Raw genomic sequence first — 25,314 nt, 5'->3', positions numbered from 1 at the left:
CGAGCGGGGAAGACACCTGTGGCAGCGGCACGCGCTAGAATCACGCGATGCTCATCAGCTCCGGGATGCATATGGCCACGAATGACGTACCGCCGCACCAGGATCGACGCCTCAATCGGCGCTTGCCGCTGGGGTGCCCCGCCTACATCGCGTTGCGTAACGGCGAACGGGTAGACGCGACCTGCATCGAGATCGGCGTGGGAGGCATGACGCTGCATGCGGCCTATGTGCCGGGGCGCAACGAGGTCATCGATGTTGCCGTGCTGGGGCCGCTTGGTTCGCCGACACCGGACCGCCCGCCGTTGATCACCAAGCTCGAGGTTACGCGCTGCAATGCGCTCGGTGATGGCCGCTACGAGATCGGCGGCCAGATCGTGCGCGTGGTCGACTGAGCGCGCGCACCATCGGCGCGGCCTTTCTCAGCGTGCCGCCTCCCGGCGGACCAGCATCCACAGCGCAAAGGCGAAGGTGGCGGTGAAGGTTACCAGCGACCAGTTGGCGATCGACAGTCCGAGGAAGGTCCAGTCGATGGCGACGCAGTCGCCCGCGCCACGGAAGATCATTGGCAGGGCCTCGCCCAGAGGGAAGCTCTCCAGCATGAATTCCAATCCTGGACCACACTCCGGGATCTCAGGCGGAAAGAGCTGCATCCAGCTCTGGCGCGCGGCGATGCCGCCGCCGCCAAGCGCGCCCACGGCGATCAGCGCCGCGTACACGCGGCTGCCGCTGCGGCCCGGGCCGTGCAGGCCGCCGACCAGGGCAACGAGTGCCACGCCCAGGAAGGCATAACGCTGCATGATGCACATCGGGCAGGGTTCCAGCCCCCCTACGTGCTGCAGGTAGAGTCCGAAGCCAAGCAGGCCGATGGCGGTGCCGAACAGGGCGAGGTAGAGCACGCGCGCTGGCAGGTGCAGCAGGGTGTGGATCAGGGACATCGGGTATCGGTTTCCTGGGCGGGCGCCCATTGTAGGTCATGCGTCCTCGGAGCGTGGTGTCGCGGTTTCGGTTCCCGCCGCGGTCCCCGTGCCCAGTGCAGCCTGCAGCATGTCCAGAAAAGCGCGTGTCTTGGCCGGCATCAGCCGTCTTCCCGGGAACACCGCCCACGCCGTGTGGGTGGGCAGACACCACGCCGCGAGCACCCGGCGCAGTTCCCCGCGGCGCACGTAGGGGGCGGCGAAGTAGTCTGGTACCGCGGCAATGCCTGCGCCGCCGCGGGCCAGTCGGATCAGTAGCTCGGGTGAGTTTGCAGTGATGCTGCCTGGTGGCGTGCCTTGCCAGCGTTCCTCGCCCCGCATCAGCGTCCAGCCTAATGGGGCGCCTCCGCGTCCGAGCAGCCGCAGCGCGCGGTGCTGGTTGAGTGCGTCAGGGCGCTCGGGTTCGCCATGCTCGGCGAGGTATGCGGGGGCAGCATAAAGTCCGGCAGGGAACACGGCCAGGCGGCGCGCGGCGAGCACGGTGTCGTCGGGTAGTTCGCCCATGCGGATGGCGATGTCGAAGTTCTCGCCGAGCAGGTCGACCCGCCGTGGCGACAGGTCCAGTTCCAGCGCCACCGCGGGGTGCAGGGCGCAGAAGGCGGCCAGGGCGTCGGTGAGCAGGAGGTTGGCGAAGTCGCTCGGCATCGACACGCGCAAGCGTCCGCTGGGGCGGGCCTGGCGGCTTTCTGCGAGGGCCTTTACAGCGTCAATCTCGCTTGCGACCTGGCGTGCATGCTCGAGCAGTGCCTCGCCGAACTCGGTGACAGTCAGGCGTCGGGTCGTGCGCAGCAGCAGCCGTTCCCCTAGCTGCTCCTCGAGCATGGAGATGCGGCGCGAGACCGTGGACTTGGGCAGGCCGAGGCGGTCGGCAGCGGCGGTGAAGCTGCCACCCTCTGCCACGCGGGCGAAGATCAGCAGGTCGGCGGGGTCGTATTGTTCCAATTTTGAGACAATGTTGCTCTAAATGGGGGGTTAATCAATTAAATGGGCACGATTAGACTCTCATCACCGTCTTGCAACAAGACCCTGACCCCAAGCGTCCCAAGGAGAGAGAACATGAACATTCTGCAGATCAACGGCAGTGCCCGCACTGAAGGCGCCAACTCCACCCGTGTCGCCAGCGACATCGTTGCCCGTCTGAAGTCGACCCACCCCGAGGCGCTGATCGTGCTGCGTGACCTGGCGCGCGATCCTGCCCCGGTGATCGATGAAGGCGCGCTCGGTGCGCTGTTTACCCCCGCCGACCAGCGTACGCCGGAACAGGCGGTCCGCGTGGCCGAGAGCGACGCCTTGATTGCCGAGGTGCAGGCTGCCGACGTGATCGTGATCGGCGTACCGATGTACAACTTTGGCATCTCGACTCAGCTCAAGAACTGGATCGACGCGATCGCACGCGCCGGTGTCACCTTCCGCTATACCGAGAGTGGGCCCGAGGGCCTGCTCAAGGGCAAGAAGGTGATCGTCGCCTTCGCTCGCGGTGGCCGCTACCGCGGTACGCCGGCCGACACTCAGACGCCCTTTCTGCAGACGGTGTTTGCTTTCCTGGGTATGACCGATGTGCGCTTCGTGTATGCGGAAGGGCTGAACATGGGTGACGAGTCGGCCCGGCAGGGCTTTGCCGAGGCTGAGGCGGATATCGCCGTCGCCTTGGGGTGAGTTTCGGCAACTGCGGCGGACCTGTCCGCCGCAGCATTGCCAGCGGTAGGACAGACATGAGGAGAGCAGACATGAGTGCAACGACAGCAGGTGCCAGTCCTGTGGTTACGGTGGTGCAGCCGCGCACGGTCGAACGTCTGGTTACCGGCGTACCGACCTCCGATGGTGCAGGCGTGAAGCTGACGCGCGTGCTGACACAGTCCCTGCAGCGCCGTCTCGATCCTTTCCTGATGCTCGATGCCTTCGGCAGCGATCGGGCCGAGGATTACATCGCCGGCTTCCCCGATCATCCACACCGCGGCTTCGAGACGGTGACCTACATGATCGCCGGCCGTCTGCTGCATCGCGATAGCGCCGGGAACGAGGGCTTGCTGGAAAGCGGTGGCGTGCAGTGGATGACGGCTGGCCGGGGGGTGATCCACTCGGAGATTCCGCAACAGGAAGACGGCCTGATGGCGGGCTTTCAGCTGTGGTTGAACCTGCCGGCGAGCGACAAGATGAGCGCACCTTGGTACCGGGATTTCGCTGCCCACGAGTTGCCACGCGTGCGCACCGCAGCCGGGGTCGAGGTCACCGTGATCGCGGGCGAGAGCCATGGCGTGGGCGGTGCAGTGACGCGCACCGCCACGGCGCCGCTCTATCTGGACATTCACCTGCCTGCGGGGGCGCAGTTCGAGCAGCCGCTGGCGGTGGAGCACAACGCCTTCATCTACGCCTATCAGGGTGAGTTGACGGTTGCGGGGCAGGTGGTGCCCGAGCACACCATGGCCATCCTTGCCAACGAGGCTGCCAGCGATGGTGTGCGGTTGGAGGCCAGGGCCGATGCACGTGTGCTGCTCGTTGCCGGCCGCCCCCTGGGCGAGCCGATTGCCCAGTACGGCCCGTTCGTGATGAACACCGAGCAGGAGATCTATCAGGCCGTCGCCGATTACCGCGCGGGCCGGTTTGCAGCCTGATCGACCGGCGTGTTCAGTGCGGCAGCAGGGCGGCGAGTTCGCGCTCGAGCAGTGTGGCGTCGCCCTGGTTGAGTTCGATCAGGCGGCGCAGGTGGGTGATGCTGTCGAGGTCGATTGCAGTGCATGCGAGCCCTATCCGGCCCGCGCTGCAGTGCGCCACATGGCCGTCCATGCGCACCACGGCCTCGCCGTCATCGAGCACGAGCTCGAGGCTGCAGCTGGCGCCAGAAGTGATCGCCGCCCCGTCCTGCAATTGCAGCAGTGCGCCCTTGAGTGAAAGGTCGAGGATCTCGCAGGCCTCGGTGTGTCCGGCGACGCTGAAGCGGGCTCCGTGGTGAAAGCCGATGCGGGCGAAGTGTCTGTGCTCGGGCGTGTCCATGTCGCGATCAGTCCTTGGGTTGGCTTGTGTGTTGCGCCCGCGCGGTGTTCAGTGCGCGAGCGCTTTCAGCGCCGCGACCTGCGCGGTGATCGGGGCGGGTATGGGGGCGTCGCCCGCGAGCATGGCGCGGATGAGTGCTGCGTTGTCGGTGACGCCCGGCAGGTCTGGCAGCCCGGGTAGCGGTGGGGCGCCGCCTTCTTCGCCCGCGACGGCCAGCCGCGTCTCACCGTCGACGTAGGCTTTCATTTCCGGGCAGCGGCGAGGATTGGCGTAGATCTCGCCCTCGGTGCCACGTAGCAGCATCGAGCGCCCACCGTCCAGGCGCAGGAAGGCATCCATGCGCTCGAGGTACTCGGGGTGGGTGACCGCCACCACGCGCACGCTGCGTCCGCGGCAGGGGTCGATCAGCTTGGCCATGGTGTGGCCGCTGGCGCGCACGCCCATGCGGGTGCGCAGGGCAAGCAGGGGGTCGAGACCCGGTAGCAGGCGCTGGAGGCTGATGCACGCCAGGCGGCGGTCCGCGAGCTGCGCTGCGGCCTCGGCGGTGTCGGCCGCCGGGCTCAGGTCGAGCTCGTCAAGCAACGCGAACGGGCTGACCCGGGTGTCGAAGTCGTGACGACCCTGGATCAGCACCGGAACGCCCTCACGTGCCAGCAGCATCGCCACCAGCGGCATCAGATTGGCCTGGCGGCGTGCGCCGTTGTAGGTCGGCAGGACGACGCAGCGGGGGCCCGCCGGTACCTGGATCTGGGCGCTGCGCGCGTCCATCGCCTGCTTGAAGCCGAGCAGTTCGGGCAGGGCCTCGCTCTTGATGCGGAAGGCGATCAGGATGGCGCCGAGCTCGAGCTCGGGAATGCGACCGTCGAGCATGTCCCCGAACAGTGCGGCCGCCGTGTCCGTGTCGAGGTCGCGTGCGCCCTTGGCGCCCCGCCCGATTTCCTTGATGATTGTGCCGTAGTTCATGGCCCGGATTATGGCGGGCTTCCTGCCGCCCTGCCAGCGGCAACGGCGGTGTGCGCGGGCAGGCCTCGCTCGGCTTCCGGTGCATGCCGTGCCGAACCTATCCCCCACGGAGATCTATCGAATGGAAGTTGGATTCATCGGACTCGGCCTGATGGGCCGGCCCATGGCGCTCAACCTGATCAAGGCAGGTCATCGCGTGCATGTCTGGAGCCGCCGTCGCGCGTCGATGGAGCCGCTGCTGGCGGCTGGCGCGGGTGAGTGCGAGAGCGCGGCCGATGTCGCCAGACGGGCGGCAGTGACGATCAGCATGGTGGCCGATGCGCCCGACGTGGAGCAGGTGACGCTCGGCCCGGCAGGCGTGGCCGAGGCGGCAGGGGCGGGTCACATCCATATCGACATGAGTACCATCGCACCGGCCGCAGCGCAGTCGATCGCAGCGCGTTTGGCGGCGTGCGGCGTGACGGCGCTCGATGCGCCGGTGTCGGGAGGAGAGGTCGGCGCCATTGCTGGCTCGCTCACCATCATGGCCGGCGGTGATGCCGATGCCTTTGCGCGCGTGCTGCCCCTGCTCGAGGCCATGGGGCGCTCGATCACCCGCATCGGTGACGCCGGTGCCGGCCAGGTCGCCAAGGCCTGCAATCAGATCCTTACCGGCGTCGGTGTGGCGGCAGTGGCCGAGGCGCTCAATTTCGCCACGCGCAGTGGGGTCGACGCTGGGCGCGTGCGCGAGGCTTTGCTGGGCGGCTTCGCGTATTCGCGCATCCTGGAGAACCACGGTCAGCGCATGCTGGAGCGCAACTTCAAGCCTGGCTTCAAGGCCTGGATGCACCAGAAGGACATGCGCATCGTCATGGAAGAGGCGCACCGGCTCGGGCTCGCCCTGCCATCGGCTGCGGCGACGACGCAGCTGTTCAATGCCATGGTCGGCAGCGGCCTGGGCGAGGATGATTCGGTTGCCATGCTCAAGCTGCTCGAGCGCATGAGCGGCGCTGCGGCCGAGTGAAGCAGGAGGGCATGGGCATGAGGATCGGTTTCATCGGCCTGGGCGCAATGGGCGAGTCGATGGCACGCCATTTGCGCGCTGCCGGGCACCCCCTTGCGGTGTGGGCGCGGCGGCCGGAGTCAGCGGCTGGCCTGGTCGCCGAGGGGGTGCCCTTGTGTGCCACCCCGGCCGAACTGGCGGCACGCAGCGAGGTGGTGGTGACCATCGTCACCGCGAGCGTGGATGTGGAGGCGCTCGCCTTCGGCGGGGACGGACTCGCCGAGGGTTTTGCCAAAGACGCCATCCATCTCGACATGAGCACCATCGCCCCTGATACGGCGCGTCGCCTGGCCGAGCGCTACGCGCGCCAGGGCGTCGACTGGGTGGATGCGCCCGTCTCCGGTGGGCCCCAGGGCGCGCGTGATGCAACGCTGGCGATCATGGCCGGCGCCCATCCCGAGGTGCTGGAGCGCGTACGTCCGCTGCTCGAGGTGCTCGGCAAGCGCATCGTGCACATCGGTCCGCCGGGCGCCGGCCAGGTGGCCAAGGCCTGCAACCAGATGATCATGGTGTCAGTCGTCCAGGCCTGCGCCGAGGCCATGCGCCTGGCTGCAGCCCACGGCGTCGATCTGGCGGCGGTGCGCACGGCGCTGTTGGGGGGCTCGGCGTCCTCACGCATGCTGGAGATCATGGGCGACAAGATGGTGCGCCGGGACTTTTCGGCCGGGATCGAGGCACGGCTCCACCATAAGGACTTCGGTATCCTGATGAACGAGGCGGCGACGGCAGCTGTGCCGCTGCCGATCGCGGCTCAGGTCTGGCAGCAACTCAACGCGCTGATGGCGCAGGGGATGGGGCGCGACGACATCTCCAGCCTGCTGCGGGTGCTGGAGGCCACGCAGGCTCAGGGCCGATTGCGGACTTGAGTTCCGAGTCGCGGCCGAGGCCTTGTGCAGGCGTGGTTGCGCTGCAACATCTGCTTGCGCAACAGCCTGTCTGCATGGCCGCGATAGCCGGGGCGTCACGGGGGTGCGTGCTAAAATGCCCGATCAAAAAGGACAATAGACATGATCAGGCAACGTACCCTCAAATCCATCGTCAAGGCCACGGGTGTCGGCCTGCACGGCGGACGCAAGGTGAACCTGACCCTGCGCCCGGCGGCGCCCGACACGGGCATCGTGTTTCATCGCGTGGACCTCGAGCCGCCGCTCACGCTGCCGGCCGACCCCTATGCGGTGTGCGACACCCGCATGTGCTCGGGCCTGGAGCAGGGTGGCCACAAGGTCGGTACGGTCGAGCACCTGATGTCGGCGCTCGCCGGCCTGGGTGTCGACAACCTGCATGTCGACGTCGATGCGCCCGAGATCCCCATCCTCGACGGCAGCTCGGCGCCCTTCGTCTTTCTGTTGCAGTCGGCGGGCATCGAGGAGCAGAAGGCGCCCAAGAAGTTCATGCGCGTCAAGAAGGCGGTCGAATATGTCGAAGGCGACAAATGGGTCAGGCTCGAGCCGTATGACGGCTTCAGCCTGTCGTTCTCGATCGTGTTCAACCACCCGGCCATCGACAGCACCTCCACTCGCGTGAAGGTCGACTTCGCCGAGCAGTCCTACGTGCGCGACGTTGCGCGTGCACGCACCTTCGGCTTCATGCAGGATGTCGAGTTCATGCGCGCCAATGGCCTGGCGCTGGGCGGCAGTCTGGAAAACGCGATCGTCATGGATGAGTATCGCGTGCTCAACGCCGAGGGGCTGCGCTACGCAGACGAGTTCGTCAAGCACAAGGTGCTCGACGCGATCGGTGATCTCTACCTGTGCGGCCATCCGCTGCTGGCCGCCTACTCGGCGCACAAGGCCGGCCATGCGCTCAACAACCAGATCCTGCGCGTGCTGCTCGAAGATCAGGAGGCCTGGGAGATCGTCACCTTCGAGAAGGATGCGAGCACACCGGCCGCCGTCTCCCACCAGTTTGCGCCGTTGGCGCAGGCTTTCGCCTGAGCGTCCGCAGATGAAGGTCGCGACCCCATGCTGATCATGCGCCTGCTGCTGCTGCTCGCCGTGCTGGCGATCGGCGGCTCGGTGATTCTGTGGCAGCTCACCGGCAATCCGCGCTACAAGGCCTGGGCGTGGAAATCCTTTCGCGCTGCGGTCGTGGTGGTATTCGTCTTCTTCGCCCTGTTCGCGATCGAGCGCGTGCTCGCGCCGATGGTGTGATTCTGTCGTCGCGGCGCTGTGGCCCGCGGCGCTCGTCTACTGGCGGCTGCGGCGCACCAGACGCTCGAGTGATTCGCGCAGCGGCGAATCGGGCGGCAGGCTTTGCGCGAACTTGCTCAGATTGTCCTTCGCGTCGTTCGACAGGTGGCGCTCGGCAGGTGGCGGGCGCCATTGCACCTGCTCCGGCGTACCCACCTTGACCTTGATGGCCTGCACCGCATGTCCTGCTCGGACCAGGTGCTCGACGAGGCTGGGCAGCATCTGCCGCAGGCGCACGGCCGCCGCGCCGCCGCGCGCGCTGACCGTGAGCGTGCCGTCCTTCAGGTTCGCCACCTGGCATTGGCCGACAAGCTGAGGCGGCAGGCCGCGTTCGAGCGCCCCCTGCAGGCGGCGCAGGCGGGCGGCATGGTCCTGCAGGCGGGCGAGGGCGTCGCCCTGGCCGAGGAAGCGGTGCAGCAGTTGGGACATCGTGCGCGGGCTCGACAAGCGTCATCAGGTGATCGAGTCCGACATGATAAACTGCCGCCTTTGCCGAATTGACGTCGACCCCCAAACATGATCTCCGGCCTGCTCAAGAAAATCTTCGGTAGTCGCAACGACCGCCTCGTCCGCCAGTACTTCCAGACCGTGCGCAGGATCAACGCACTCGAGCCAGAGATCTCCGCGCTGTCCGATGAGGCCTTGCGGGGCAAGACCGCGGAGTTCAAGCAGCGCGTGGCCAACGGCGAAACGCTCGATGCCCTGCTGCCCGAGGCCTTCGCGGTGGTGCGCGAGGCCGGCAAGCGCGTGCATGGCATGCGCCACTTCGACGTCCAGCTCGTCGGCGGCATGGTGCTGCACAACGGCAAGATCGCCGAGATGCGCACCGGCGAGGGCAAGACCCTGGTCGCTACCCTGCCGGCCTACCTCAATGCGCTGTCGGGCAAGGGCGTGCACGTCATCACGGTGAATGACTACCTGGCCAGCCGCGACGCCGAGTGGATGGGGCGGATCTACGGTTTCCTCGGGCTCACCACCGGCTGCAACATGTCACGCATGTCGCACGACCAGAAGCAGGCCGCCTACGCTGCCGACATCACCTACGGCACCAACAACGAGTTCGGCTTCGACTACCTGCGCGACAACATGGTGTATTCGCTCGGCGAGCGCGTGCAGCGCGGTCTGAACTTCGCCATCGTCGATGAGGTGGACTCCATCCTGATCGACGAAGCGCGTACGCCGCTGATCATCTCCGGCCAGGCCGAGGATCACACCGAGCTCTACCTCAAGATGAACCAGGTCGCGCCGCTGCTGAAGAAGCAGGAGGGCGGCCTCAACGACAAGGACGAGGTCATCGAGGCCGGCGACTACACGGTCGACCTCAAGGCCCACCAGGTGCTGCTCACCGAGCAAGGCCACGAGACCGCCGAGCAAATCCTTGTACGCATGGGCCTGCTCGCCGAGGGTGGCGGGCTGTACGACCCCGCCAACATCCTGCTGGTGCACCATCTCTATGCTGCGCTGCGCGCACATGCGCTGTACCACAAGGACCAGCAGTACGTGGTGCAGAACGGCGAGGTGGTCATCGTCGACGAGTTCACCGGCCGCCTGATGCCGGGCCGGCGCTGGTCGGACGGCCTGCACCAGGCGGTCGAGGCCAAGGAGGGCGTGCGCATCCAGGCCGAGAACCAGACGCTGGCCTCGATCACCTTCCAGAACTACTTCCGCATGTACGGCAAGCTCGCCGGCATGACCGGTACGGCCGACACCGAAGCCTTCGAGTTCCACTCCATCTACAGCCTCGAGACCGTGGTCATTCCGACCAACCGGCCGATGCAGCGCAAGGACGAGAACGACAAGGTCTATCGCACCGCGAAGGAGAAGTGGGATGCGGTGATCGAGGACATCCGCGGCTGCGTCGAGCGTGGCCAGCCGGTGCTGGTCGGTACCACCTCGATCGAGACCAACGAGTTCCTCTCCGGTCTGCTCAAGAAGGCGAAGATCGATCACCAGCTGCTCAACGCCAAGCAGCACGATAGCGAGGCGCAGATCGTCTCCCAGGCCGGTCGTCCCGGCGTGGTCACGATCGCCACCAACATGGCGGGCCGCGGCACCGACATCGTGCTCGGCGGCAACATCGAGAAGCCGGTGGCCGCGCTGCGCGAGGACTCGAGTGTCCCGCCCGAGGAGCTCGAGGCCCGCGTCAGCGCCCTGCGTGCCGAGTGGGCCAAGGTGCATGAGCAGGTGCTCGCCGCCGGCGGCCTGCACATCATCGGCACCGAGCGCCACGAGTCGCGCCGCATCGACAACCAGCTGCGTGGCCGCTCCGGCCGCCAGGGCGATCCTGGCTCGAGCCGCTTCTATCTGTCGCTTGAAGATCCGCTGATGAAGATCTTCGCTGGCGAGCGCCTCAATGCCATCATGGTGCGCCTGAAGATGCCCGAGGGTGAGGCGATCGAGCACGCGATGGTCACGCGCTCGCTCGAGTCCGCGCAGCGCAAGGTCGAGCAGCGCAACTTCGACATCCGCAAGCAACTGCTCGAGTACGACGATGTCGCTAACGACCAGCGCAAGGTGGTCTATCAGCAGCGCAACGAACTGCTCGAGAGCGAGGATATCTCCGACACCATCCGCGCCATGCGCCAGGGCGTGCTGCATGACATCTTCCGTCGCTATGTGCCGGCCGAGAGCGTCGAGGAGCAGTGGGAGATCCCGGCGCTTGAGCAGGCCCTGCTCGCCGAGTGCCAGCTCAAGCTGCCGGTGGGCGAGTGGGTGAAGGCCGAGCCCAGCCTGGACGACGAGGCCATCCTCGAACGTATCGTGCAGGCGGGCGAGGAGGCCTATGCGGCCAAGACCGCAGTCGTCGATCCGGCGGCGTGGCACCAGTTCGAGCGCAACGTCATGCTGCAGAGCCTGGATACCCACTGGCGCGAGCATCTGGCGGCGCTTGACCACCTGCGCCAGGGTATCCACCTGCGCGGCTATGCGCAGAAAAACCCCAAGCAGGAGTACAAGCGCGAGTCCTTCGAGCTGTTCGAGGGGCTGCTCGACACCGTACGTGCCGACGTCACCAAGATCCTGATGACGGTGCAGATCCGCACCGAATCTCAGCTTGAACAGGCCGAGCCGCCACAACAGGTCGAGAACGTGAAGTACCAGCACGCCGATTACGACGAGGCGCTTGGCAACACCGAGGCGGGGCAGGGCGGCGCGCAGCCGCAGGTCAATGCCGTGCCCAAGGTCGGGCGCAACGACCCCTGCCCCTGCGGCTCGGGCAAGAAGTACAAGCACTGCCACGGCAAACTCAACTGATCTGCACCGGAGACACGCATGGCCGTCAATCTCGCCACCCCGAACCCTGCCGAACTCCTGCCCGTCCAGGGCGTGCGCCTGGGCGTCGCCGAGGCCGGCATTCGCAAGGCCAACCGTCGTGACCTGACGGTGATCGAGCTCGCCCCTGGCAGCCGTGCCGCGGGCGTGTTCACCCGCAACCGCTTCTGCGCTGCACCGGTCCAGGTCTGCAAGGCGCATCTGCCGGGCGGAGCCGTCCGCGCCTTGGTGATCAACACTGGGGTGGCCAATGCCGGTACCGGCGAATCCGGCGTCGCCAATGCCCAGGCCACCTGCGCAGCGCTGGCTGCGGAGATGGGTATCGACGCCAGCCAGGTGCTGCCTTTCTCCACGGGCGTGATTCTCGAGCCGCTGCCGATGGAACGCTTGGTCGCCGGTCTGCCCAAGGCGCTCGCCGACCTGCGCGCGGACGGCTGGTTCGATGCCGCGCACGCCATCATGACGACGGACACGCTCGCCAAGGCGGTGTCGCGGCAGGTGCAGCTCGGTGGAAAGGCCGTGACCCTCACAGGCATCAGCAAGGGCGCGGGCATGATCCGGCCCAACATGGCGACCATGCTTGGCTTCCTGGCCTGCGACGCGGCTGTTTCTCAGCCGCTGCTCGACGCTCTGGTCAGGGAGGCCGCCGACCTGTCCTTCAACAGCATCACCGTCGATGGCGACACGTCCACCAACGACTCCTTCGTGCTCGTCGCTACCGGTGCCGCCGGTAACGATGAGGTCGTCGATGCTGCGAGTGCCGAGTTCGCGGCCCTGCGTGCCGCGATCATCGACGTATCGATCGCGCTCGCCCAGGCCATCGTGCGTGACGGCGAGGGTGCGACCAAGTTCATGAGCATTGCAGTCGAGGGCGGTGCGGATCGCGACGAGTGCCGCAAGGTCGCCTATGCGGTCGCGCATTCACCCCTGGTCAAGACCGCTTTCTTCGCCTCCGACCCCAACCTCGGCCGTATCCTGGCAGCTATCGGCTACGCTGGCATTGACGATCTCGATGTGTCGAAGTTGCGCGTGTGGCTGGGCAACCCCGACGAGGCCGTGCTGGTCGCCGAGCACGGTGGGCGCGCAGCCAGCTACGTCGAGGAGGCCGGCTCGCGGATCATGAAGCACGCCGAACTGACGATCCGCGTCGATCTCGCGCGTGGCAGCGCAGCGGCCACGGTGTGGACCTGCGATTTTTCCTATGACTATGTCAAGATAAACGCGGACTACCGGAGCTGAATCCCTGCAGCGTGCCCCGACCCGCGTGTGTGCGCCGTGACCTGTGTCACTCGCAGTGGCGCAAGGCGTAGCGGTCGGGCAGGACATCGGGGCACAATCGGGTCCTTGGCGTTCGGCGATGTGGCCTGGACGCTGAAGCAATATGTGCTGTGAGGACCTGCATGCGGGCGTATAGGTTACCGGGTGAAGTAGGTGTGAACGCCGTACGCGTACTGGCTGCGCTCGCCGTGGCGCTGCCCCTCGCCGTTCAGGCCAGCAGTGACCCTTTCTTCGACGATATTCCGCTTGTCCTGACGGCTACGCGGCTTGCGCAGTCGCCGCTCGATGCGCCAGCCGCGGTCACGGTGATCGATCGCGAGATGATCGAGGCTTCGGGCTTCACGCGTATTCATGACCTGTTGCGCCTGGTGCCGGGCTTTCTGGTCGCCGATGTGGCGAGTGGCTCGCCTACGGTGGCCAGCCATGGTCTGGGCGACGCCTACGATCGCCGCGTCAAGGTGATGATCGATGGCCGCACGATCAACAGCCCCTTGTGGGGTGACACCAAGTGGGACGGATTGCCCCTGCGGGTCGATGACATCGAGCGCCTGGAGGTGGTGCGTGGCCCCAACGGCGCTGCCTATGGCGTCAACGCCTTCCAGGGCGTGATCAATATCATCAGCCGTTCGCCGGCAACCGAGGTGGGCAAGGCGGTCATCCTGCGTGCCGGCAAGGACGGATTCCACGACTACGGCGTTCGCATCAACGGCAACGGTGCCGGCGTGCTGGACTGGCGGTTGTCGGCTTCGCGCCGCTCGGCGGTGAACTTCGAGCCGCATCTGGAGAGCCGCCCTGGGTTCCAGCGCTGGCACGATGCCGAGAAGATCACCCGGACGGTTGCCAACTTCAGTGCGACCCTGCATGCCACGGGTCGCGATCAACTGGCCTTGCAGTTCGGCGTGAGCGAGGGGCCCAGTTGGCGCGGCAGTCCCGATTACGTCGACTTCCCCTCGCATGTCGAGCGCGACCGTTCGCTGTATCTGCAGGCGGGCTGGGTACGGCAGCTCGACGCCGAGCGCTCGTTGAGTCTGCAGTACTACCATCAGAGCGAGCGCGAGCAGGGTCGGTGGACGGTTGGGCCGTTCGTGTACGACGGTGTTTCCTATCGCTTCGATGCCGACCGTGACAGCGAGGTTCGCCGCGATGATGTCGAACTCCAGTACAGCACGCGGCTGTCGTCTTCGCTCAGCGGCATGCTCGGGCTCGGCGTGCGTGCCGAGCGCGCGCGTTCCTTCAGCCTGCTGGGCAGGCGAGATTGGCTCGACGCCACGCACGGGCAGCTCTTCGGAAACCTGGAGTGGCAGCCGCTCGCAGCCCTGCGGATCAATCTGGGAGGGACGCTCGAGCATCACGACTACAGTGGTCGCCTGTTCTCGCCCCGTTTTGCGGCCAACTATGCACTCGACGATTTCTCTGCGCTCAGGCTTTCCGCGGGAAGGGCCTACCGTGCCCCCAGCCTGATGGAGTCGCGCGCCTTCCAGACCTACCGTGAAGGCGATGTGATCCGCCGCATCCTGTATCGCGCGCAGGGCTCGTTGCAGAGCGAGCGCATGCGCTTCATCGATCTGGGCTACGTCGCGCAGTATGCGCCTCTGGGGATCACGCTCGATACGCGAGTGTTCCGCGAGTATCACGAGCGTTTCATCGATGACCGCAGCTGCAGGACCTTCATCGATGGTTTCGATTTCGACGAATTGCCGGCCGAGTATCGCGAGTTCTGGCGTGCCGAGACCTGCGCAGGAGCTGAAGGGCCGGATTTCCAGCCCATTGTCCCCGGGCAGAAGGCCTTCTACTTTTTCAATGGCAACGATTTCCGCATGACCGGCGCCGAGTTCACGGTGGACTGGCGTCGTGCGGGCTGGGGGCGGATCGTGCTCTCCCAGGCCTTCGTTCGCATCGACAAGGGCGAGCCTTATACCGATCGGGACATCCCGGATAGTGCGCCGCATGCGACGACCTCGGTGCTGCTCATCAAGGATCTGCCCGACCGCTGGCGGGCCAGCATCGGGTACTACCGCAACGGTGAGTACTACTGGATGAACGGTGGCGATTACATTCCGCGTGGCGACCGTTTCGACCTCAAGCTCGCACGCCGTTTCGGTGCCCCCGGTAGCGAGAGCGAGTTCTCCGTGACTGCCCTCAGCGCGACCGGGAAGTACCCCGATTTCCACAACGGCAAGTACCGCCATCAGCCGTTCCTGTTTGCCACCCTGAGGCTTGGTTGGTGAACACCGAGGACGATCGGGCGCCGCCGCTGCCGGGCCGTCGCCGGCAATACGCGAGGACGGCCGATGCTGTCCGCTGCGCCTTCGTCCGCATGTTCGCCTGCGTGCTGCTGATGCTGTCCCCGATGGCGCATGCGCTCGATCTGGTGCTGCTGGCGCCGGGGGACAAGGGGCCTGCGCAGCAGTTCGTCGAGGCGCTGCGCAAGGCGACCAAGCCGGGCGTGCATCGCGTGCGTGAGGTCACCGCGCTCGATGAGGTGGCGCGAGACGGCGCGCTCGAGCGCACGGATGTCGTGATCGCAGCGGGCCGGCAGGCGGTGGAGGCGGCCTTGCGACAGTCCGACCGACCGGTGTTTGCCGTCCTCGTCGGTCAGCGCGACGTCGAACGCTTCAGGCGCGAGTTTCCGCAGCGCAGCCTGGGCGCGATCGTGCTCGACCAGCCGGTGGCGCGACACCTCGCCCTGGTGCGCGCGATCCTGCCTCAGGCGTCGCAGCTTGGTGTCCTGCTTGGGCCCGACAGCCGTTTCGTGGAGCCGATGATCAATCAGGCCGCGACCGCTCAACAACTCGCCCTCGATATCATAGGCATCGCCGATTCGACCGAGCTTGTCGGCGCGCTGCAGGTCCTGCTGGAGCGTAACGCCGCACTGCTGCCCTTGCCGGACAGCCTGGTGTCCAGCCCGGCGGCGGCACGTGCCATCCTGCTTACCAGTTATCGCCACCGCCGTCCGGTGTTCGCTTTCTCGTCGGCCTATGTCAGCGCGGGCGCGCTTGCGGCGGTGTTCAGCTCACCGGAGCATATCGCCTACGACCTCGCCGACCTGCTCAATGCCGGCCTGCACTCTGCCGAGGGGCTGGGCGGGATTCACCACCCTGAGCGCTTCGAGGTGGAGGTGAATCGGACGGTGGCCAAGGCGCTTGGCATCACCGTGCCCGACGAACAGATCCTGCGTGAGCGCATTGCCGGGGGAGGGGCGCGGCGATGAGCTGGATGCGCAAGATTTCGCTCGGCGTCAGGATGGCCCTGATCCTGTTCGTGCCCAGCCTGGCCTTCGTCGTGGTACTTGGCAGCCTGTTTGTCCACCAGAGCCATCGCGAGCTCGACGAGGCCAGCCTGGCACGGGGGCGGGCGATCGTGAGTTTTCTCGGGCCTGCCGCCGAGTACGTCCTCGTGTCGGGCAATCCGGTGGCCCTCGACAGCCTGATGGCACGCGCGCTTGCGCAGGCGGAGGTCGCTGCGGTTGCCTTCTACGACGCTGACGGCGAGTTGCTTGGAGTGGCCGGTCAGGGGCTGGTCGGCTTGCCGTCGGCGGCGCGCATCGTCGAGGCCGACGAGGTGGTGGTCGAAGCTCGTGGCGGGCGGCTGCAGTTCGCCACCGCGGTACTGAGCCTGGCACCGCAGGTGGACGACTATTCGACGCCGCAGCAGGCGTTGCGGACGGAGCGGCTTGGCTGGGTGCAGGTTGATCTGGATGTCACGGCACGTGAAGCGGCCAAGCGGCGCCTGCTGTTGGTTGTCGTCGCGGCCGTTCTGGTGGTGCTCGTGGGGGCGTTGGCTATGGCGTGGCGTCTGGCACGCTCGGTCGGCCTGCCGGTGGCGGCCCTCGTCAAGGCTGTTCGCCGGATGGCGTCGGGTGATCTCGATGTGCGCGTGTCGGCACAGTCGACGAGCGAGGAGCTGAGGGCGCTCGAGGCCGGCTTCAACGCCATGGCGGATTCGATTGCGCACAGCCAGCAGACGCTGCAGGCACGCATCGAGGAAGCGACGGCCCAGTTGGCACACCAGGCACGCCATGACCCGCTCACCGGACTGCCCAACCGGCGCGCTTTCGAGGAATCGATCGAGCAGGCGGTGTCGATCCACAGGCGCGCAGGCGATGTAGTGACGCTGCTGTACATCGATCTCGACCGCTTCAAGCCGGTCAATGATACTTGCGGCCATGCGGCCGGAGACCGCCTGCTGAGGGAGCTGGCTGGCTTGTTGCGTGCGCGCCTGCGTGCGCAGGATCACGTGTTCCGCATCGGTGGCGACGAGTTCGCGGTGATTTTGCGCGGTTGCGGTCGTGAGGACGCCCACCATATCGCAACTGCGTTGTGCGATGCGGTCGCCGCCTACGAGTTCGTGTGTGCGGGGCGGAGCTTCAAGGTGGGGGCGAGCATCGGCATGGCGCGTATGGAAGGCATGATCAATGACGTTTCCGCGGTGATGCAGGCAGCCGACCAGGCGTGCTACGAGGCAAAGCATGCCGGCCGTGGCCGTGTCATCGAGTACCAGCGCTCTTCGGACTGAGCGCGTTCTGCATGTGCGTGCTTGTCGGAGCAGTGCGGGGGAGTTCATTGGGGGAGACGACATGAAGCATATTGGTCGATCCAAGAGCGGGACCCTGGGCATGGCCATGTGCGGCCACGCCGTGTGCGGCCGACGTTTCTCCCAAAGCGCTCGCGTGGTTCGGCGCGCGTTGAGCCTGTTGCTGGCGGCAGGAATGGCGACACCCTTGGTCGGCACTGCGGATGACGGCGTGTTCTTCAGCGCACTTCCGATCGTGGCCTCGGTCAGCCGCTTGCCGCAGCGCCTGGAGGATGCCCCTGGCGCGGTAACGGTGATCGATCGCGCGATGATCCGTGCCTCGGGGGCACGTTCTCTGCATGAGGTGTTTCGCCTGGTGCCCGGCTTCCAGACCTTCACGCCCAGCGACAAGCCGGCGCGGGTCAATTACCACGGCATTACCGACGACACGGACTACTCGCCCCGCGTGCAGGTGCTGGTGGATGGCCGTTCTTTGCATTCGCCGCTCTTTCGCGGCGGTATGAACTGGGAGCTGGTTCCAGTGGCGCTCGAGGACATCGAGCGCATCGAGGTGGTGCGGGGCTCCAATACCGTCTCTTACGGCACCAATGCCTTCCTGGGGGTCATCAACATCGTTACGGTCGAGCCTGCTTTTGCCCAGGGGCTTTCGGTCAGCACACAGCGGGGCAGCGGCGGCGTGCGTGATTACAGCGTGCGGGGCGGCGGCGGTCTGGGTGAAGGCGGCGCCTTCAGGCTGAGCGTCCAGGAGCGTGCCGACGATGGACTGGACCATCGCGACGTACTGCCAGCCGATCGTGACTGGCGCGATAGCAACCGCAGCAGGTTGTTCGATTTCCGGGCCGATCTGCAGCTCGATGCACGCAGCTTGCTCGAGTTGCAGATCGGCCGCGTCGAGGCGCGCCAGCTTGTCGGGCGGCTCAGCGTCGCTGCAGACGGCACCGCGATCGGCCCCCGAGCCTCCGACCCGCTGCGGCGCGCGGATCAGTCATCGACCTGGGTGCAGGCGCGCTGGCTGCACGCGCTGTCAGAGTCCGCCGATCTCTCCTTACGCTACACCCATCATGTCGATCGGCTCGACGCTGGCTTCGACGTTGCTGGCCGGCCGGAGTTGGGGCGTATCAACCCCAACGGTGGCCGCGGCGTCCGCCATGAATTCGAGGCGCTCCATACCTTCCTCCCGGTGGATTCGTTACGCATGGCCTGGGGGGGGAGTTGGCGCCATGACACGCTCGAGTCGGCGACCATGCTGCATGGAGTTGGCCGTGTCAGCCGCGATGTCGGGCGTCTGTTCGCCAACCTGGAGTGGAAACCGTTGGGTTGGTTTACCGGCAACCTTGGCCTGTCGCACGAGTACGACTCGCTGGCCGGTGCGCATGTGGCGCCACGCGCGAGTGCAAGCTTCCATATCGACGAGCAGAACACCGTTCGCGTTGGTTATGCCAGGGCCTGGCGCACGCCGGGGACGCTGGACTACAAGGCCAGCCAGCTTGCCAGCAACGGGAGCATCGAATGGGCGGGTACCCCGGGCTTGCCCGCCGAGGGGCTGGACAGCTGGGAACTGGGCTACCTCGGCGATTGGCGCGCTGTGCGCATGAGCCTGGACCTGCGTGTCTTCCACGAGCGCGTGTCGGATCGTATCCACCGCATCCGTACGGTGGCGGGTGGGCCGCTGACGGCGCAGGCCGTGCATGAGCTGAAGATCAGGGGCCACGAGCTGCAGTGGAAGTGGCAGCCCGTAGATGCGACACGGATTGTTGTGGGGCATGCCCACATCGACATCGATGCTGACTTCAGCACGCTCGGCAGAACACTGCATGCAGCTGCCGGCAGCCACTTGTTCGGATCTGGCGCCGAGCGCTATTTCGCCCTCTCCGAGCGCTCCGCGCCGCGACGGGCTACCTCGCTGCTGTGGATGCAGCGCTCGCCGATGGGGGTGAGCCTGGCGGTGGCGCGCTACTGGGTGCACGACATCAAGTGGACCCGCAATACCGACACCGACAGCTATCAGCGTACCGACCTGCGCCTGTCCTACCCGTTTTCAGGTTTCGTCCGCGGCGGCGAGATCGCCTATACGGTGCAGTCCCTCAACGGTGCGCATGCCGAGGAACGCATGCAGCGCATCGTCGACCGGCGCCACTGGGTATCGCTGCGCCTGGACTTCTGAGCCGCGCCCGGTGGGTCTCAGTGCAGGGCGCGTGGCATGGCCAGCATGAATGGCGGAATTTCAGCCTCGAAGCGGTGCTCGTCCTCGGCAAGCATCTGATAGCGCCCGTGCATGGTGCCGACCGGGGTTTCCAGTACGCAGCCGCTGGTGTACTCGAAATGCTCCCCAGGTGCGAGCAAGGGTTGTTCGCCGATCACGCCCTGGCCATGAACCTCCTGCACCTTGCCATTGCCGTCGGTGATGACCCAGTGGCGGGCAAGCAGCTGTGCCGGCACGGTGCCAAGGTTGCGGATGGTGACGTGGTAGGCGAAGACGAAGTGGTCGTCCTCGGGGCGGGACTGTGCAGTGACGTACTCGGCAACGGCAGTCACCTCGATCTTGTAGCGCTCCGGCGTGCTCACGGTGGTTTGTTCTCTTCTGGGAAGGGGGAGGCGTTAAAATAGCACTTTTGTCCGGAAGCTCCGTCATGTCGAATGCCTCGCCGTCCCCGCTCACCGCTCTGTCCCCGCTCGATGGCCGTTACCACGGCAAGGTGGCCGGGCTGCGCGACCATTTCTCCGAACACGGTCTCATCCGCAACCGCGTCAAGGTCGAGGTTGAGTGGCTCAAGGCGCTTGCAGCCGATGCCGCGCTGGCGGAGATCGCGCCCTTCTCGGTGGCAACCGTGGCTGAGCTCGACGCCGTGGTCGCAGACTTCTCGACCGCTGACGGCGAGGCGGTGAAGGCGATCGAGGCCACCACCAACCATGACGTCAAGGCCATGGAGTACTGGCTCAAGAAGCGCCTGGGACATAACGCCGAGGTGATGAAGGTGTCGGAGTTCATCCACTTTGCGTGCACCTCCGAGGACATCAACAACACCTCGCATGCGCTGATGCTGGCCGAAGGCCGCGACCGTGTGCTGCTGCCCGCGCTCGATGCCGTAATCGCCCGTTTCCGCGAGCTCGCCCATGCCCTGGCCGACCTCCCGATGCTGTCGCGCACCCATGGACAACCTGCCAGCCCGACCACGCTCGGCAAGGAGATGGCGAACATCGCCGCGCGCCTGATGCGCGTCCGCGCTGCGATTGCCGGCGTCGCGATGACTGCCAAGTTCAACGGTGCGGTCGGTAACTACAACGCCCACCTGTCGGCCTGGCCCGAGTTCGACTGGGAAGGCTTCAACCGCCGCTTCATCGAGTCCCTGGGGCTGACATTCAACGAGTACACCATCCAGATCGAGCCGCACGACGCGATGGCCGAACTCTTCGACGCCATCGCCCGTAGCAACACCATACTGATCGATGCCTGCCGCGACATCTGGATGTACATCTCGCTCGGCTACTTCAAGCAGAAGCTCAAGGAAGGCGAGGTCGGCTCCTCGACCATGCCGCACAAGGTCAACCCGATCGACTTCGAGAATGCCGAGGGCAACTTCGGTCTCGCCAATGCGGTGCTCAAGCACTTCTCCGAGAAGTTGCCGATCTCGCGCATGCAGCGCGACCTCACCGATTCCACCGTGCTGCGCAACATGGGCGTGGGTTTCGGCCACACCGTTCTCGCGCTCGACAGCTGCCTGCGCGGCCTGGGCAAGCTCGAGGCCGACCCGGCGCGCCTGGCGGCCGACCTGGACGAGTGCTGGGAGGTGCTCGCCGAGCCGGTGCAAACGGTGATGCGCCGCTACGGCATCGAGAACCCCTACGAGCAGCTCAAGGCCATGACCCGCGGCAAGGGCATCACCCGCGAGGCGCTGCACGACTTCGTTCGCACCCTGGCCATCCCCGCCGAGGCGCGCGAGCACCTGCTGGCGATGACGCCGGCGAGCTACGTCGGCAAGGCCGCGGAGCTGGCGCGGCGCATCTGAGAGCCACCCTTGCGTGACGTGGGCGCAGCGCCTGCAAAGGCTCGCGGCTGGCGCCGCTCCTACGGCACCCCGCCGCGGTCGATCGCCCCGTAGGAGCGGCGCCAGCCGCGAGGGGGTGCAGGCGACATGGTCGGGGCCACGCCCAGGAAGGTCGCGGCTTACGCCGCGCCCAACGCAACTTACTCCCCGTGCCTGCTGCCGGTCCCGGCATTGAGCACGCTCACAAAGAATGGAGCACCGAATGGCTTTCGCCGACAACCTTAAGACACTGCCCGGCGTTTCTCATCTCGCCGCACTCAACCTCATCGATACCGCGGCTGCGGTCGTCGCCACCATCGAGAACAAGCCCGGTCAGGCCGGCTCGCTGGTGGTGTATAACCACCTCGCCCAGCTCTACGGCGCGATCAGCCCGGAAGCGGCCAGGAAAGGGCTGGAGCTCTACGCCGAGCACACCGAGGACGCCCGCCGCAACCCGGGCAAGCACCCCAACATCGACCGCCTGATCGGTCTCATCGAGCGCGGCGAGACGCTCACGGTCAAGCAGGTTTTTGCGGTCTGAGGGCTGGGGTTACAAGTCGGCACGCGAAGCGCTCTGCTTGTGGCGATCCAGGCGGCCGATCTTGTTCAAGCTCGCGGCCGCGGGGGGCGCCGCGGTAGCCCTTGCTGTAGGAGCGGCGCCCGTCGCGAGTCTTTCATCGCACCCGCCCAACGCATTTCGCCTTCAACCCCTCGCGGCTGGCGCCGCTCCTACGCGGGGTGCGTGGCCGCGTGGGCTCAGACCACCGCCTCTTCCTTTTCCTTCTTCGGCTTGATGAACTGCTCGCGCGACACGCCCAGCCACATCACCAGCGGGCTGGCGACGAAGATCGACGAGTAGATGCCGAAGCAGATCCCGATGGTCAGGGCGAGTGCGAAGTAATACAGCGTCTCGCCGCCGAAGATCAGCATGGACACCACCATCATCAAGGTACTGCCGTGGGTGATCACGGTACGCGAGATCATCGCCGTGATCGCATGGTCCAGCACTGCCGGCGTGTCCATGGCACGCTTCTTCTTGAAGGTCTCGCGCACGCGGTCGAACACCACCACCGATTCGTTTACCGAATAGCCCAGCACCGCCAGCACCGCCGCCAGCACCGGCAGCGAGAACTCCCACTGGAAGAAGGCGAAGAAGCCGACGATGATGATCACGTCGTGAAGGTTGGCAATGATCGCGGACACGGCGAAGCGCCACTCGAAGCGCATTGCCAGGTAGATCACGATGCCGATGATCACCAGCAGCAGCGCCATTGCGCCATCGGTGGCCAGTTCCTTGCCGACCTGCGGGCCGACGAATTCCACCCGGCGCAGTTCGGGCTGGGGGCCTTCGGTGGCTTGCAGCGTGGCCATGACCCGCTCGGAGATGCGGCTGGTGTCGAGGTCCTCGCGGTTGGGCATGCGGATCAGGATCTCGCGCGCACTGCCGAAGTTCTGCACCTGCGCATCGGGGTAGCCGTCGCGCGCGAGCGCCTGGCGGATGTCCTCGATGCGCGGCGGCTCGGCGTAGCCGACCTCGATCAGCGTGCCGCCGGTAAATTCCACCGACAGGTTGAGCCCGCGCAGCACGATGAAGAACACTGCGAGCACGAAGGCGAGGCTGGAGAAAAGGTTGAACTTCAGCGCATGGCGCATGAGGGGGATGTCGGTTCGCTGACGGAAGAATTCCATGGTCTTGTCTGCCCTTGTCCCTTAGTTCGCCGACTGGCCCAGATGCAGCTTGGTGATCTTGCGCTGGCGGCCGTAGATGAAGTTGATGATCATGCGCGACACCAGAATGGCGCTGAACATCGAGGTCAGGATGCCCAGGCAGTGCACCACGGCGAAGCCGCGCACCGGGCCGGAGCCGAACACCAGCAGTGCGATACCTGCGATCAGGGTGGTGATGTTGGCGTCCAGGATGGTGTCGAAGGCGCGGTCGTAGCCGGCCGAGATTGCCGCCTGCGGGCTGGCACCGTTGCGCAGTTCCTCGCGGATGCGCTCGTTGATCAGCACGTTGGCGTCGATCGCCATGCCCAGGGTCAGCGCCATGGCGGCGATGCCGGGCAGGGTCAGGGTAGCCTGCAGCAGCGACAGCAGCGCGATCAGCAGCACGAGGTTGAAAGTGAGCGCGATCACCGACACCAGGCCGAACAGGGTGTAGTACGCGATCATGAATACGGCGATGGCGAGGAAGCCCCAGATCACCGAGTTCGAGCCCTTGGTGATGTTCTCGGCGCCCAGGCTGGGGCCGACGGTGCGCTCCTCGATGATCTCCATCGGCGCTGCCAGACTGCCGGCGCGCAGCAGCAGGGCGACGTCGTTGGCTTCGGCCGTGGTCATGCGGCCCGAGATCTGTACGCGCCCGCCGCCGATCTCGCTGCGGATCACCGGCGCAGTGACGACCTCGCCCTTGCCCTTCTCGAATAGCAGGATGGCCATGCGCTTGCCGACGCTCTCGCGCGTGACGTCGCGGAAGATGCGGGCGCCAGCGGCGTCCAGCGTCAGGTGCACCGCAGGCTCGTTGGTCTGGCCGTCGAAGCCGGGCTGGGCGTCGGTGAGGCGGTCGCCGGTCAGCACCACCTGGCGGCTGACCAGCAGCGGGGCGCCGCCGCGCTCGGTGTAGAGTTCGGTGCCGAACGGCACGTTGCCCGCCAGGGCCTGCTCGACGGCGCCCGGGGTGTCATCGACCATGCGCACCTCGAGCGTGGCGGTGCGGCCGAGGATGTCCTTGGCCTTGGCCACGTCCTGCACGCCGGGCAGCTGTACCACGATGCGCTCGGCGCCCTGTTGCTGGATCACTGGCTCGGCGACGCCGAGCTCGTTGATGCGGTTGTGCAGGGTGGTGATGTTCTGCTTGATGGCGAAGTCGCGCATCGTCTGCTGCGCCTGCGCGGTCAGCGTGGCGACGAGCTTGAGGTCGTCGGCGGCGTCGTCGCGGTCGGCGAGCTGCAGGTCGTTGGTGGCGTCCTGGATGGCGCGGCGGCCCGCCTCGCGCTGTTCGGCGTCACGGAAGCGGATGACGACGGTGTTGCCCTCGCGGGTGATGCCGGCGTGGCGCACGCTCTTGTCGCGCATCAGGGTGCGCAGGTCGCCCGTGGTCGAGTCCAGGCGCTTGACGAGCGCACCCGGCATGTCCACCTCGAGCAGGAAGTGCACCCCGCCGCGCAGGTCGAGGCCGAGGTACATCGGCAGGGCCTTGATCGAGGTCAGCCAGTTGGGCGAGGCCGACAGCAGGTTGAGCGCGACGACATAGGAGGGGTCGGCCGGGTCGGGGTTGAAGACCTGCTCGATCACGTCCTTGGCGCGCAGCTGCTGCTCGGTGTCGGCAAAGCGGGCGCGCACGCTGGTGGCGTCCGAGAAGATCCCGGTGTGGGCCAGACCGGCCTCGCGCAGGGCGCTGTTGAGGCGGTCGGTGGTGCTTGCCGGGTCGAGCTTGAGCGTGGCCTTGGCGCTCGAGACCTGCACCGCCGGGACTTCACCATAGAAGTTGGGCAGGGTGTAGAGCAGGCCCCAGAGCAGCACGAGGACGATCAGGGCGTTCTTCCAGAGGGGGTAGCGGTTCATCGTCGTCGGGAGAGGTGTGGGGGGCGTTGCGGTTGTTCGCGGTGCGGGGCACCGGCGGGGCCGCGAAGCGGGCTGCACATCGTGCAGCGGATGGGGTGATGCGAAACGCGCCGGCGGGCTGGGTGCCGGCCGGCGCGTGCAAGGCTTACAGCGACTTCAGCGTGCCCTTGGGCAGCACGGTGGCGACGGCCTGCTTCTGCACGGCGACCACGGTGTTGTTGGCGATCTCGAGCTGCACGAAGCTGTCGCCGACTTCGGTCACGCGGCCGGCGATGCCGCCGCCGGTCACCACCTCGTCGCCCTTGGCGAGGGCTTCGACCATGGCCTTGTGTTCCTTCGCGCGCTTCATCTGCGGGCGGATCATCAGGAACCACAGCACCACGAACATCAGGATCAGGGGCAGCAGGCCCATCAGGCCGCCGCTGGGGTCGCCGCCCGCAGCTTGGGCATAGGCATTGGAAATCAGCACGTTGATAACTCCAGAT

Annotated in this window: 24 protein-coding genes; 15 read left to right on the top strand and 9 right to left on the bottom strand. The window is 66.4% G+C overall.

All coding sequences use genetic code 11. The features are described 5' to 3' along the window. Positions 1-71: 71 nt before the first annotated feature. Positions 72-392 carry a PilZ domain-containing protein gene (locus tag LQF09_RS15055; protein WP_232431652.1) on the top strand — a complete coding sequence of 107 codons (321 nt, stop codon included), beginning with the start codon at positions 72-74 and terminating at the stop codon, positions 390-392. A gap of 27 nt (positions 393-419) precedes the next feature. On the opposite strand, the gene LQF09_RS15050 is transcribed toward LQF09_RS15055, so the two are convergent. Together LQF09_RS15050 and LQF09_RS15045 are read right to left on the bottom strand one after the other, a co-directional pair. Further along, positions 420-935: a disulfide bond formation protein B gene (locus LQF09_RS15050; RefSeq protein WP_002932235.1), complete on the bottom strand. Its 516-nt coding sequence runs from the start codon at positions 933-935 to the stop codon at positions 420-422. Between the two features lie 36 nt (positions 936-971). Then, positions 972-1,916 (bottom strand): LysR family transcriptional regulator, encoded by a 945-nt coding sequence (locus tag LQF09_RS15045; protein ID WP_270068338.1) that lies wholly within the window; start codon positions 1,914-1,916, stop codon positions 972-974. A gap of 114 nt (positions 1,917-2,030) precedes the next feature. Between LQF09_RS15045 and LQF09_RS15040 the strand changes: the two genes are divergently transcribed. Together LQF09_RS15040 and LQF09_RS15035 are read left to right on the top strand one after the other, a co-directional pair. Next, positions 2,031-2,630: an FMN-dependent NADH-azoreductase gene (locus LQF09_RS15040; RefSeq protein WP_002932238.1), complete on the top strand. Its 600-nt coding sequence runs from the start codon at positions 2,031-2,033 to the stop codon at positions 2,628-2,630. A gap of 71 nt (positions 2,631-2,701) precedes the next feature. After that, positions 2,702-3,586, top strand: a complete 885-nt coding sequence (locus LQF09_RS15035) for a pirin family protein (RefSeq protein ID WP_270068337.1) — start codon at positions 2,702-2,704, stop codon at positions 3,584-3,586. Positions 3,587-3,599: 13 nt separating this feature from the next. Here LQF09_RS15035 and LQF09_RS15030 read toward each other — a convergent pair whose 3' ends face one another. Together LQF09_RS15030 and ybiB are read right to left on the bottom strand one after the other, a co-directional pair. Continuing rightward, on the bottom strand, positions 3,600-3,965 hold the full coding sequence (locus LQF09_RS15030; RefSeq protein WP_002932243.1) for a PilZ domain-containing protein: 366 nt from the start codon (positions 3,963-3,965) through the stop codon (positions 3,600-3,602). Between the two features lie 48 nt (positions 3,966-4,013). Next, positions 4,014-4,928: a DNA-binding protein YbiB gene (gene ybiB, locus LQF09_RS15025; RefSeq protein ID WP_270068336.1), complete on the bottom strand. Its 915-nt coding sequence runs from the start codon at positions 4,926-4,928 to the stop codon at positions 4,014-4,016. 121 nt (positions 4,929-5,049) lie between these two features. Between ybiB and LQF09_RS15020 the strand changes: the two genes are divergently transcribed. The 4 genes from LQF09_RS15020 (at position 5,050) to LQF09_RS15005 (ending at position 8,120) form a co-directional block, all read left to right on the top strand. Continuing rightward, a complete protein-coding gene (locus LQF09_RS15020; protein ID WP_270068335.1) occupies positions 5,050-5,931 on the top strand; it encodes an NAD(P)-dependent oxidoreductase in 882 nt (293 codons plus the stop codon). 17 nt (positions 5,932-5,948) lie between these two features. Continuing rightward, positions 5,949-6,836, top strand: coding sequence for an NAD(P)-dependent oxidoreductase (locus tag LQF09_RS15015; RefSeq protein WP_270068334.1), 888 nt, complete (start codon positions 5,949-5,951; stop codon positions 6,834-6,836). Between the two features lie 141 nt (positions 6,837-6,977). Beyond that, positions 6,978-7,904 carry a UDP-3-O-acyl-N-acetylglucosamine deacetylase gene (gene lpxC, locus LQF09_RS15010; protein WP_002932254.1) on the top strand — a complete coding sequence of 309 codons (927 nt, stop codon included), beginning with the start codon at positions 6,978-6,980 and terminating at the stop codon, positions 7,902-7,904. Positions 7,905-7,931: 27 nt separating this feature from the next. Further along, on the top strand, positions 7,932-8,120 hold the full coding sequence (locus tag LQF09_RS15005) for a hypothetical protein (RefSeq protein ID WP_002932255.1): 189 nt from the start codon (positions 7,932-7,934) through the stop codon (positions 8,118-8,120). A 36-nt stretch (positions 8,121-8,156) separates the two neighbouring features. Here LQF09_RS15005 and LQF09_RS15000 read toward each other — a convergent pair whose 3' ends face one another. Further along, positions 8,157-8,588: a DUF721 domain-containing protein gene (locus LQF09_RS15000; RefSeq protein WP_002932256.1), complete on the bottom strand. Its 432-nt coding sequence runs from the start codon at positions 8,586-8,588 to the stop codon at positions 8,157-8,159. Between the two features lie 87 nt (positions 8,589-8,675). Between LQF09_RS15000 and secA the strand changes: the two genes are divergently transcribed. The 6 genes from secA to LQF09_RS14970 all read left to right on the top strand — a co-directional run bounded on the left by secA (position 8,676) and on the right by LQF09_RS14970 (position 19,404). After that, positions 8,676-11,411 (top strand): preprotein translocase subunit SecA, encoded by a 2,736-nt coding sequence (secA, locus tag LQF09_RS14995; RefSeq protein WP_270068333.1) that lies wholly within the window; start codon positions 8,676-8,678, stop codon positions 11,409-11,411. Positions 11,412-11,429: 18 nt separating this feature from the next. Further along, complete coding sequence (gene argJ, locus LQF09_RS14990) at positions 11,430-12,668, top strand: bifunctional glutamate N-acetyltransferase/amino-acid acetyltransferase ArgJ (RefSeq protein WP_270068332.1); 1,239 nt, start codon at positions 11,430-11,432, stop codon at positions 12,666-12,668. 194 nt (positions 12,669-12,862) lie between these two features. After that, a complete protein-coding gene (locus LQF09_RS14985; RefSeq protein WP_002942798.1) occupies positions 12,863-14,935 on the top strand; it encodes a TonB-dependent receptor plug domain-containing protein in 2,073 nt (690 codons plus the stop codon). Then, positions 14,932-15,918 (top strand): ABC transporter substrate-binding protein, encoded by a 987-nt coding sequence (locus LQF09_RS14980; protein ID WP_270068331.1) that lies wholly within the window; start codon positions 14,932-14,934, stop codon positions 15,916-15,918. The genes LQF09_RS14985 and LQF09_RS14980 overlap by 4 nt, the downstream gene beginning before the upstream one ends. Further along, positions 15,915-17,222 carry a diguanylate cyclase gene (locus LQF09_RS14975; protein WP_270068330.1) on the top strand — a complete coding sequence of 436 codons (1,308 nt, stop codon included), beginning with the start codon at positions 15,915-15,917 and terminating at the stop codon, positions 17,220-17,222. Before LQF09_RS14980 ends, LQF09_RS14975 begins: the two co-directional genes overlap by 4 nt. 193 nt (positions 17,223-17,415) lie before the next feature. Beyond that, positions 17,416-19,404 (top strand): TonB-dependent receptor plug domain-containing protein, encoded by a 1,989-nt coding sequence (locus LQF09_RS14970; RefSeq protein WP_270068329.1) that lies wholly within the window; start codon positions 17,416-17,418, stop codon positions 19,402-19,404. Positions 19,405-19,421: 17 nt separating this feature from the next. On the opposite strand, the gene apaG is transcribed toward LQF09_RS14970, so the two are convergent. Then, on the bottom strand, positions 19,422-19,805 hold the full coding sequence (gene apaG / locus LQF09_RS14965) for a Co2+/Mg2+ efflux protein ApaG (RefSeq protein WP_002932262.1): 384 nt from the start codon (positions 19,803-19,805) through the stop codon (positions 19,422-19,424). A gap of 65 nt (positions 19,806-19,870) precedes the next feature. On the opposite strand from apaG, the gene purB reads away from it, so the two are divergent. After that, positions 19,871-21,247, top strand: coding sequence for an adenylosuccinate lyase (purB, locus tag LQF09_RS14960; RefSeq protein WP_002932266.1), 1,377 nt, complete (start codon positions 19,871-19,873; stop codon positions 21,245-21,247). Between the two features lie 241 nt (positions 21,248-21,488). After that, entirely contained in the window at positions 21,489-21,806 is a 318-nt protein-coding gene (locus LQF09_RS14955) for a DUF2322 family protein (protein WP_270068328.1), read from the top strand. Between the two features lie 215 nt (positions 21,807-22,021). On the opposite strand, the gene secF is transcribed toward LQF09_RS14955, so the two are convergent. The 3 genes from secF to yajC form a co-directional block, all read right to left on the bottom strand. Next, positions 22,022-22,954: a protein translocase subunit SecF gene (gene secF / locus LQF09_RS14950; protein WP_270068327.1), complete on the bottom strand. Its 933-nt coding sequence runs from the start codon at positions 22,952-22,954 to the stop codon at positions 22,022-22,024. 21 nt (positions 22,955-22,975) lie between these two features. Next, positions 22,976-24,829, bottom strand: a complete 1,854-nt coding sequence (secD, locus tag LQF09_RS14945) for a protein translocase subunit SecD (protein ID WP_270068326.1) — start codon at positions 24,827-24,829, stop codon at positions 22,976-22,978. 145 nt (positions 24,830-24,974) lie between these two features. After that, on the bottom strand, positions 24,975-25,298 hold the full coding sequence (gene yajC / locus LQF09_RS14940) for a preprotein translocase subunit YajC (protein WP_002931459.1): 324 nt from the start codon (positions 25,296-25,298) through the stop codon (positions 24,975-24,977). Between the last annotated feature and the right edge of the window lie 16 nt (positions 25,299-25,314).

It is taken from the genome of Thauera sp. WB-2, assembly GCF_027594845.1.
Lineage (GTDB): Bacteria > Pseudomonadota > Gammaproteobacteria > Burkholderiales > Rhodocyclaceae > Thauera > Thauera mechernichensis.
Note: the sequence above shows the minus strand (reverse complement) of the source record. Positions and strands in the feature narration are given on the sequence as shown.

What these genes read in the sequence shown, in the direction of transcription:
- LQF09_RS15030 (WP_002932243.1), bottom strand. Translation starts at nt 3,965, where the DNA reads ATGGACACGCCCGAGCACAGACACTTCGCCCGCATCGGCTTTCACCAC.
- secA (WP_270068333.1), top strand. Translation starts at nt 8,676, where the DNA reads ATGATCTCCGGCCTGCTCAAGAAAATCTTCGGTAGTCGCAACGACCGC.
- LQF09_RS14955 (WP_270068328.1), top strand. Translation starts at nt 21,489, where the DNA reads ATGGCTTTCGCCGACAACCTTAAGACACTGCCCGGCGTTTCTCATCTC.
- LQF09_RS14970 (WP_270068329.1), top strand. Translation starts at nt 17,416, where the DNA reads ATGGCGACACCCTTGGTCGGCACTGCGGATGACGGCGTGTTCTTCAGC.
- secF (WP_270068327.1), bottom strand. Translation starts at nt 22,954, where the DNA reads ATGGAATTCTTCCGTCAGCGAACCGACATCCCCCTCATGCGCCATGCG.
- LQF09_RS15050 (WP_002932235.1), bottom strand. Translation starts at nt 935, where the DNA reads ATGTCCCTGATCCACACCCTGCTGCACCTGCCAGCGCGCGTGCTCTAC.
- lpxC (WP_002932254.1), top strand. Translation starts at nt 6,978, where the DNA reads ATGATCAGGCAACGTACCCTCAAATCCATCGTCAAGGCCACGGGTGTC.
- LQF09_RS15015 (WP_270068334.1), top strand. Translation starts at nt 5,949, where the DNA reads ATGAGGATCGGTTTCATCGGCCTGGGCGCAATGGGCGAGTCGATGGCA.
- ybiB (WP_270068336.1), bottom strand. Translation starts at nt 4,928, where the DNA reads ATGAACTACGGCACAATCATCAAGGAAATCGGGCGGGGCGCCAAGGGC.
- LQF09_RS15055 (WP_232431652.1), top strand. Translation starts at nt 72, where the DNA reads ATGGCCACGAATGACGTACCGCCGCACCAGGATCGACGCCTCAATCGG.
- LQF09_RS15020 (WP_270068335.1), top strand. Translation starts at nt 5,050, where the DNA reads ATGGAAGTTGGATTCATCGGACTCGGCCTGATGGGCCGGCCCATGGCG.
- LQF09_RS15040 (WP_002932238.1), top strand. Translation starts at nt 2,031, where the DNA reads ATGAACATTCTGCAGATCAACGGCAGTGCCCGCACTGAAGGCGCCAAC.
- secD (WP_270068326.1), bottom strand. Translation starts at nt 24,829, where the DNA reads ATGAACCGCTACCCCCTCTGGAAGAACGCCCTGATCGTCCTCGTGCTG.
- LQF09_RS14975 (WP_270068330.1), top strand. Translation starts at nt 15,915, where the DNA reads ATGAGCTGGATGCGCAAGATTTCGCTCGGCGTCAGGATGGCCCTGATC.
- argJ (WP_270068332.1), top strand. Translation starts at nt 11,430, where the DNA reads ATGGCCGTCAATCTCGCCACCCCGAACCCTGCCGAACTCCTGCCCGTC.
- LQF09_RS15035 (WP_270068337.1), top strand. Translation starts at nt 2,702, where the DNA reads ATGAGTGCAACGACAGCAGGTGCCAGTCCTGTGGTTACGGTGGTGCAG.
- LQF09_RS15005 (WP_002932255.1), top strand. Translation starts at nt 7,932, where the DNA reads ATGCTGATCATGCGCCTGCTGCTGCTGCTCGCCGTGCTGGCGATCGGC.
- purB (WP_002932266.1), top strand. Translation starts at nt 19,871, where the DNA reads ATGTCGAATGCCTCGCCGTCCCCGCTCACCGCTCTGTCCCCGCTCGAT.
- LQF09_RS15000 (WP_002932256.1), bottom strand. Translation starts at nt 8,588, where the DNA reads ATGTCCCAACTGCTGCACCGCTTCCTCGGCCAGGGCGACGCCCTCGCC.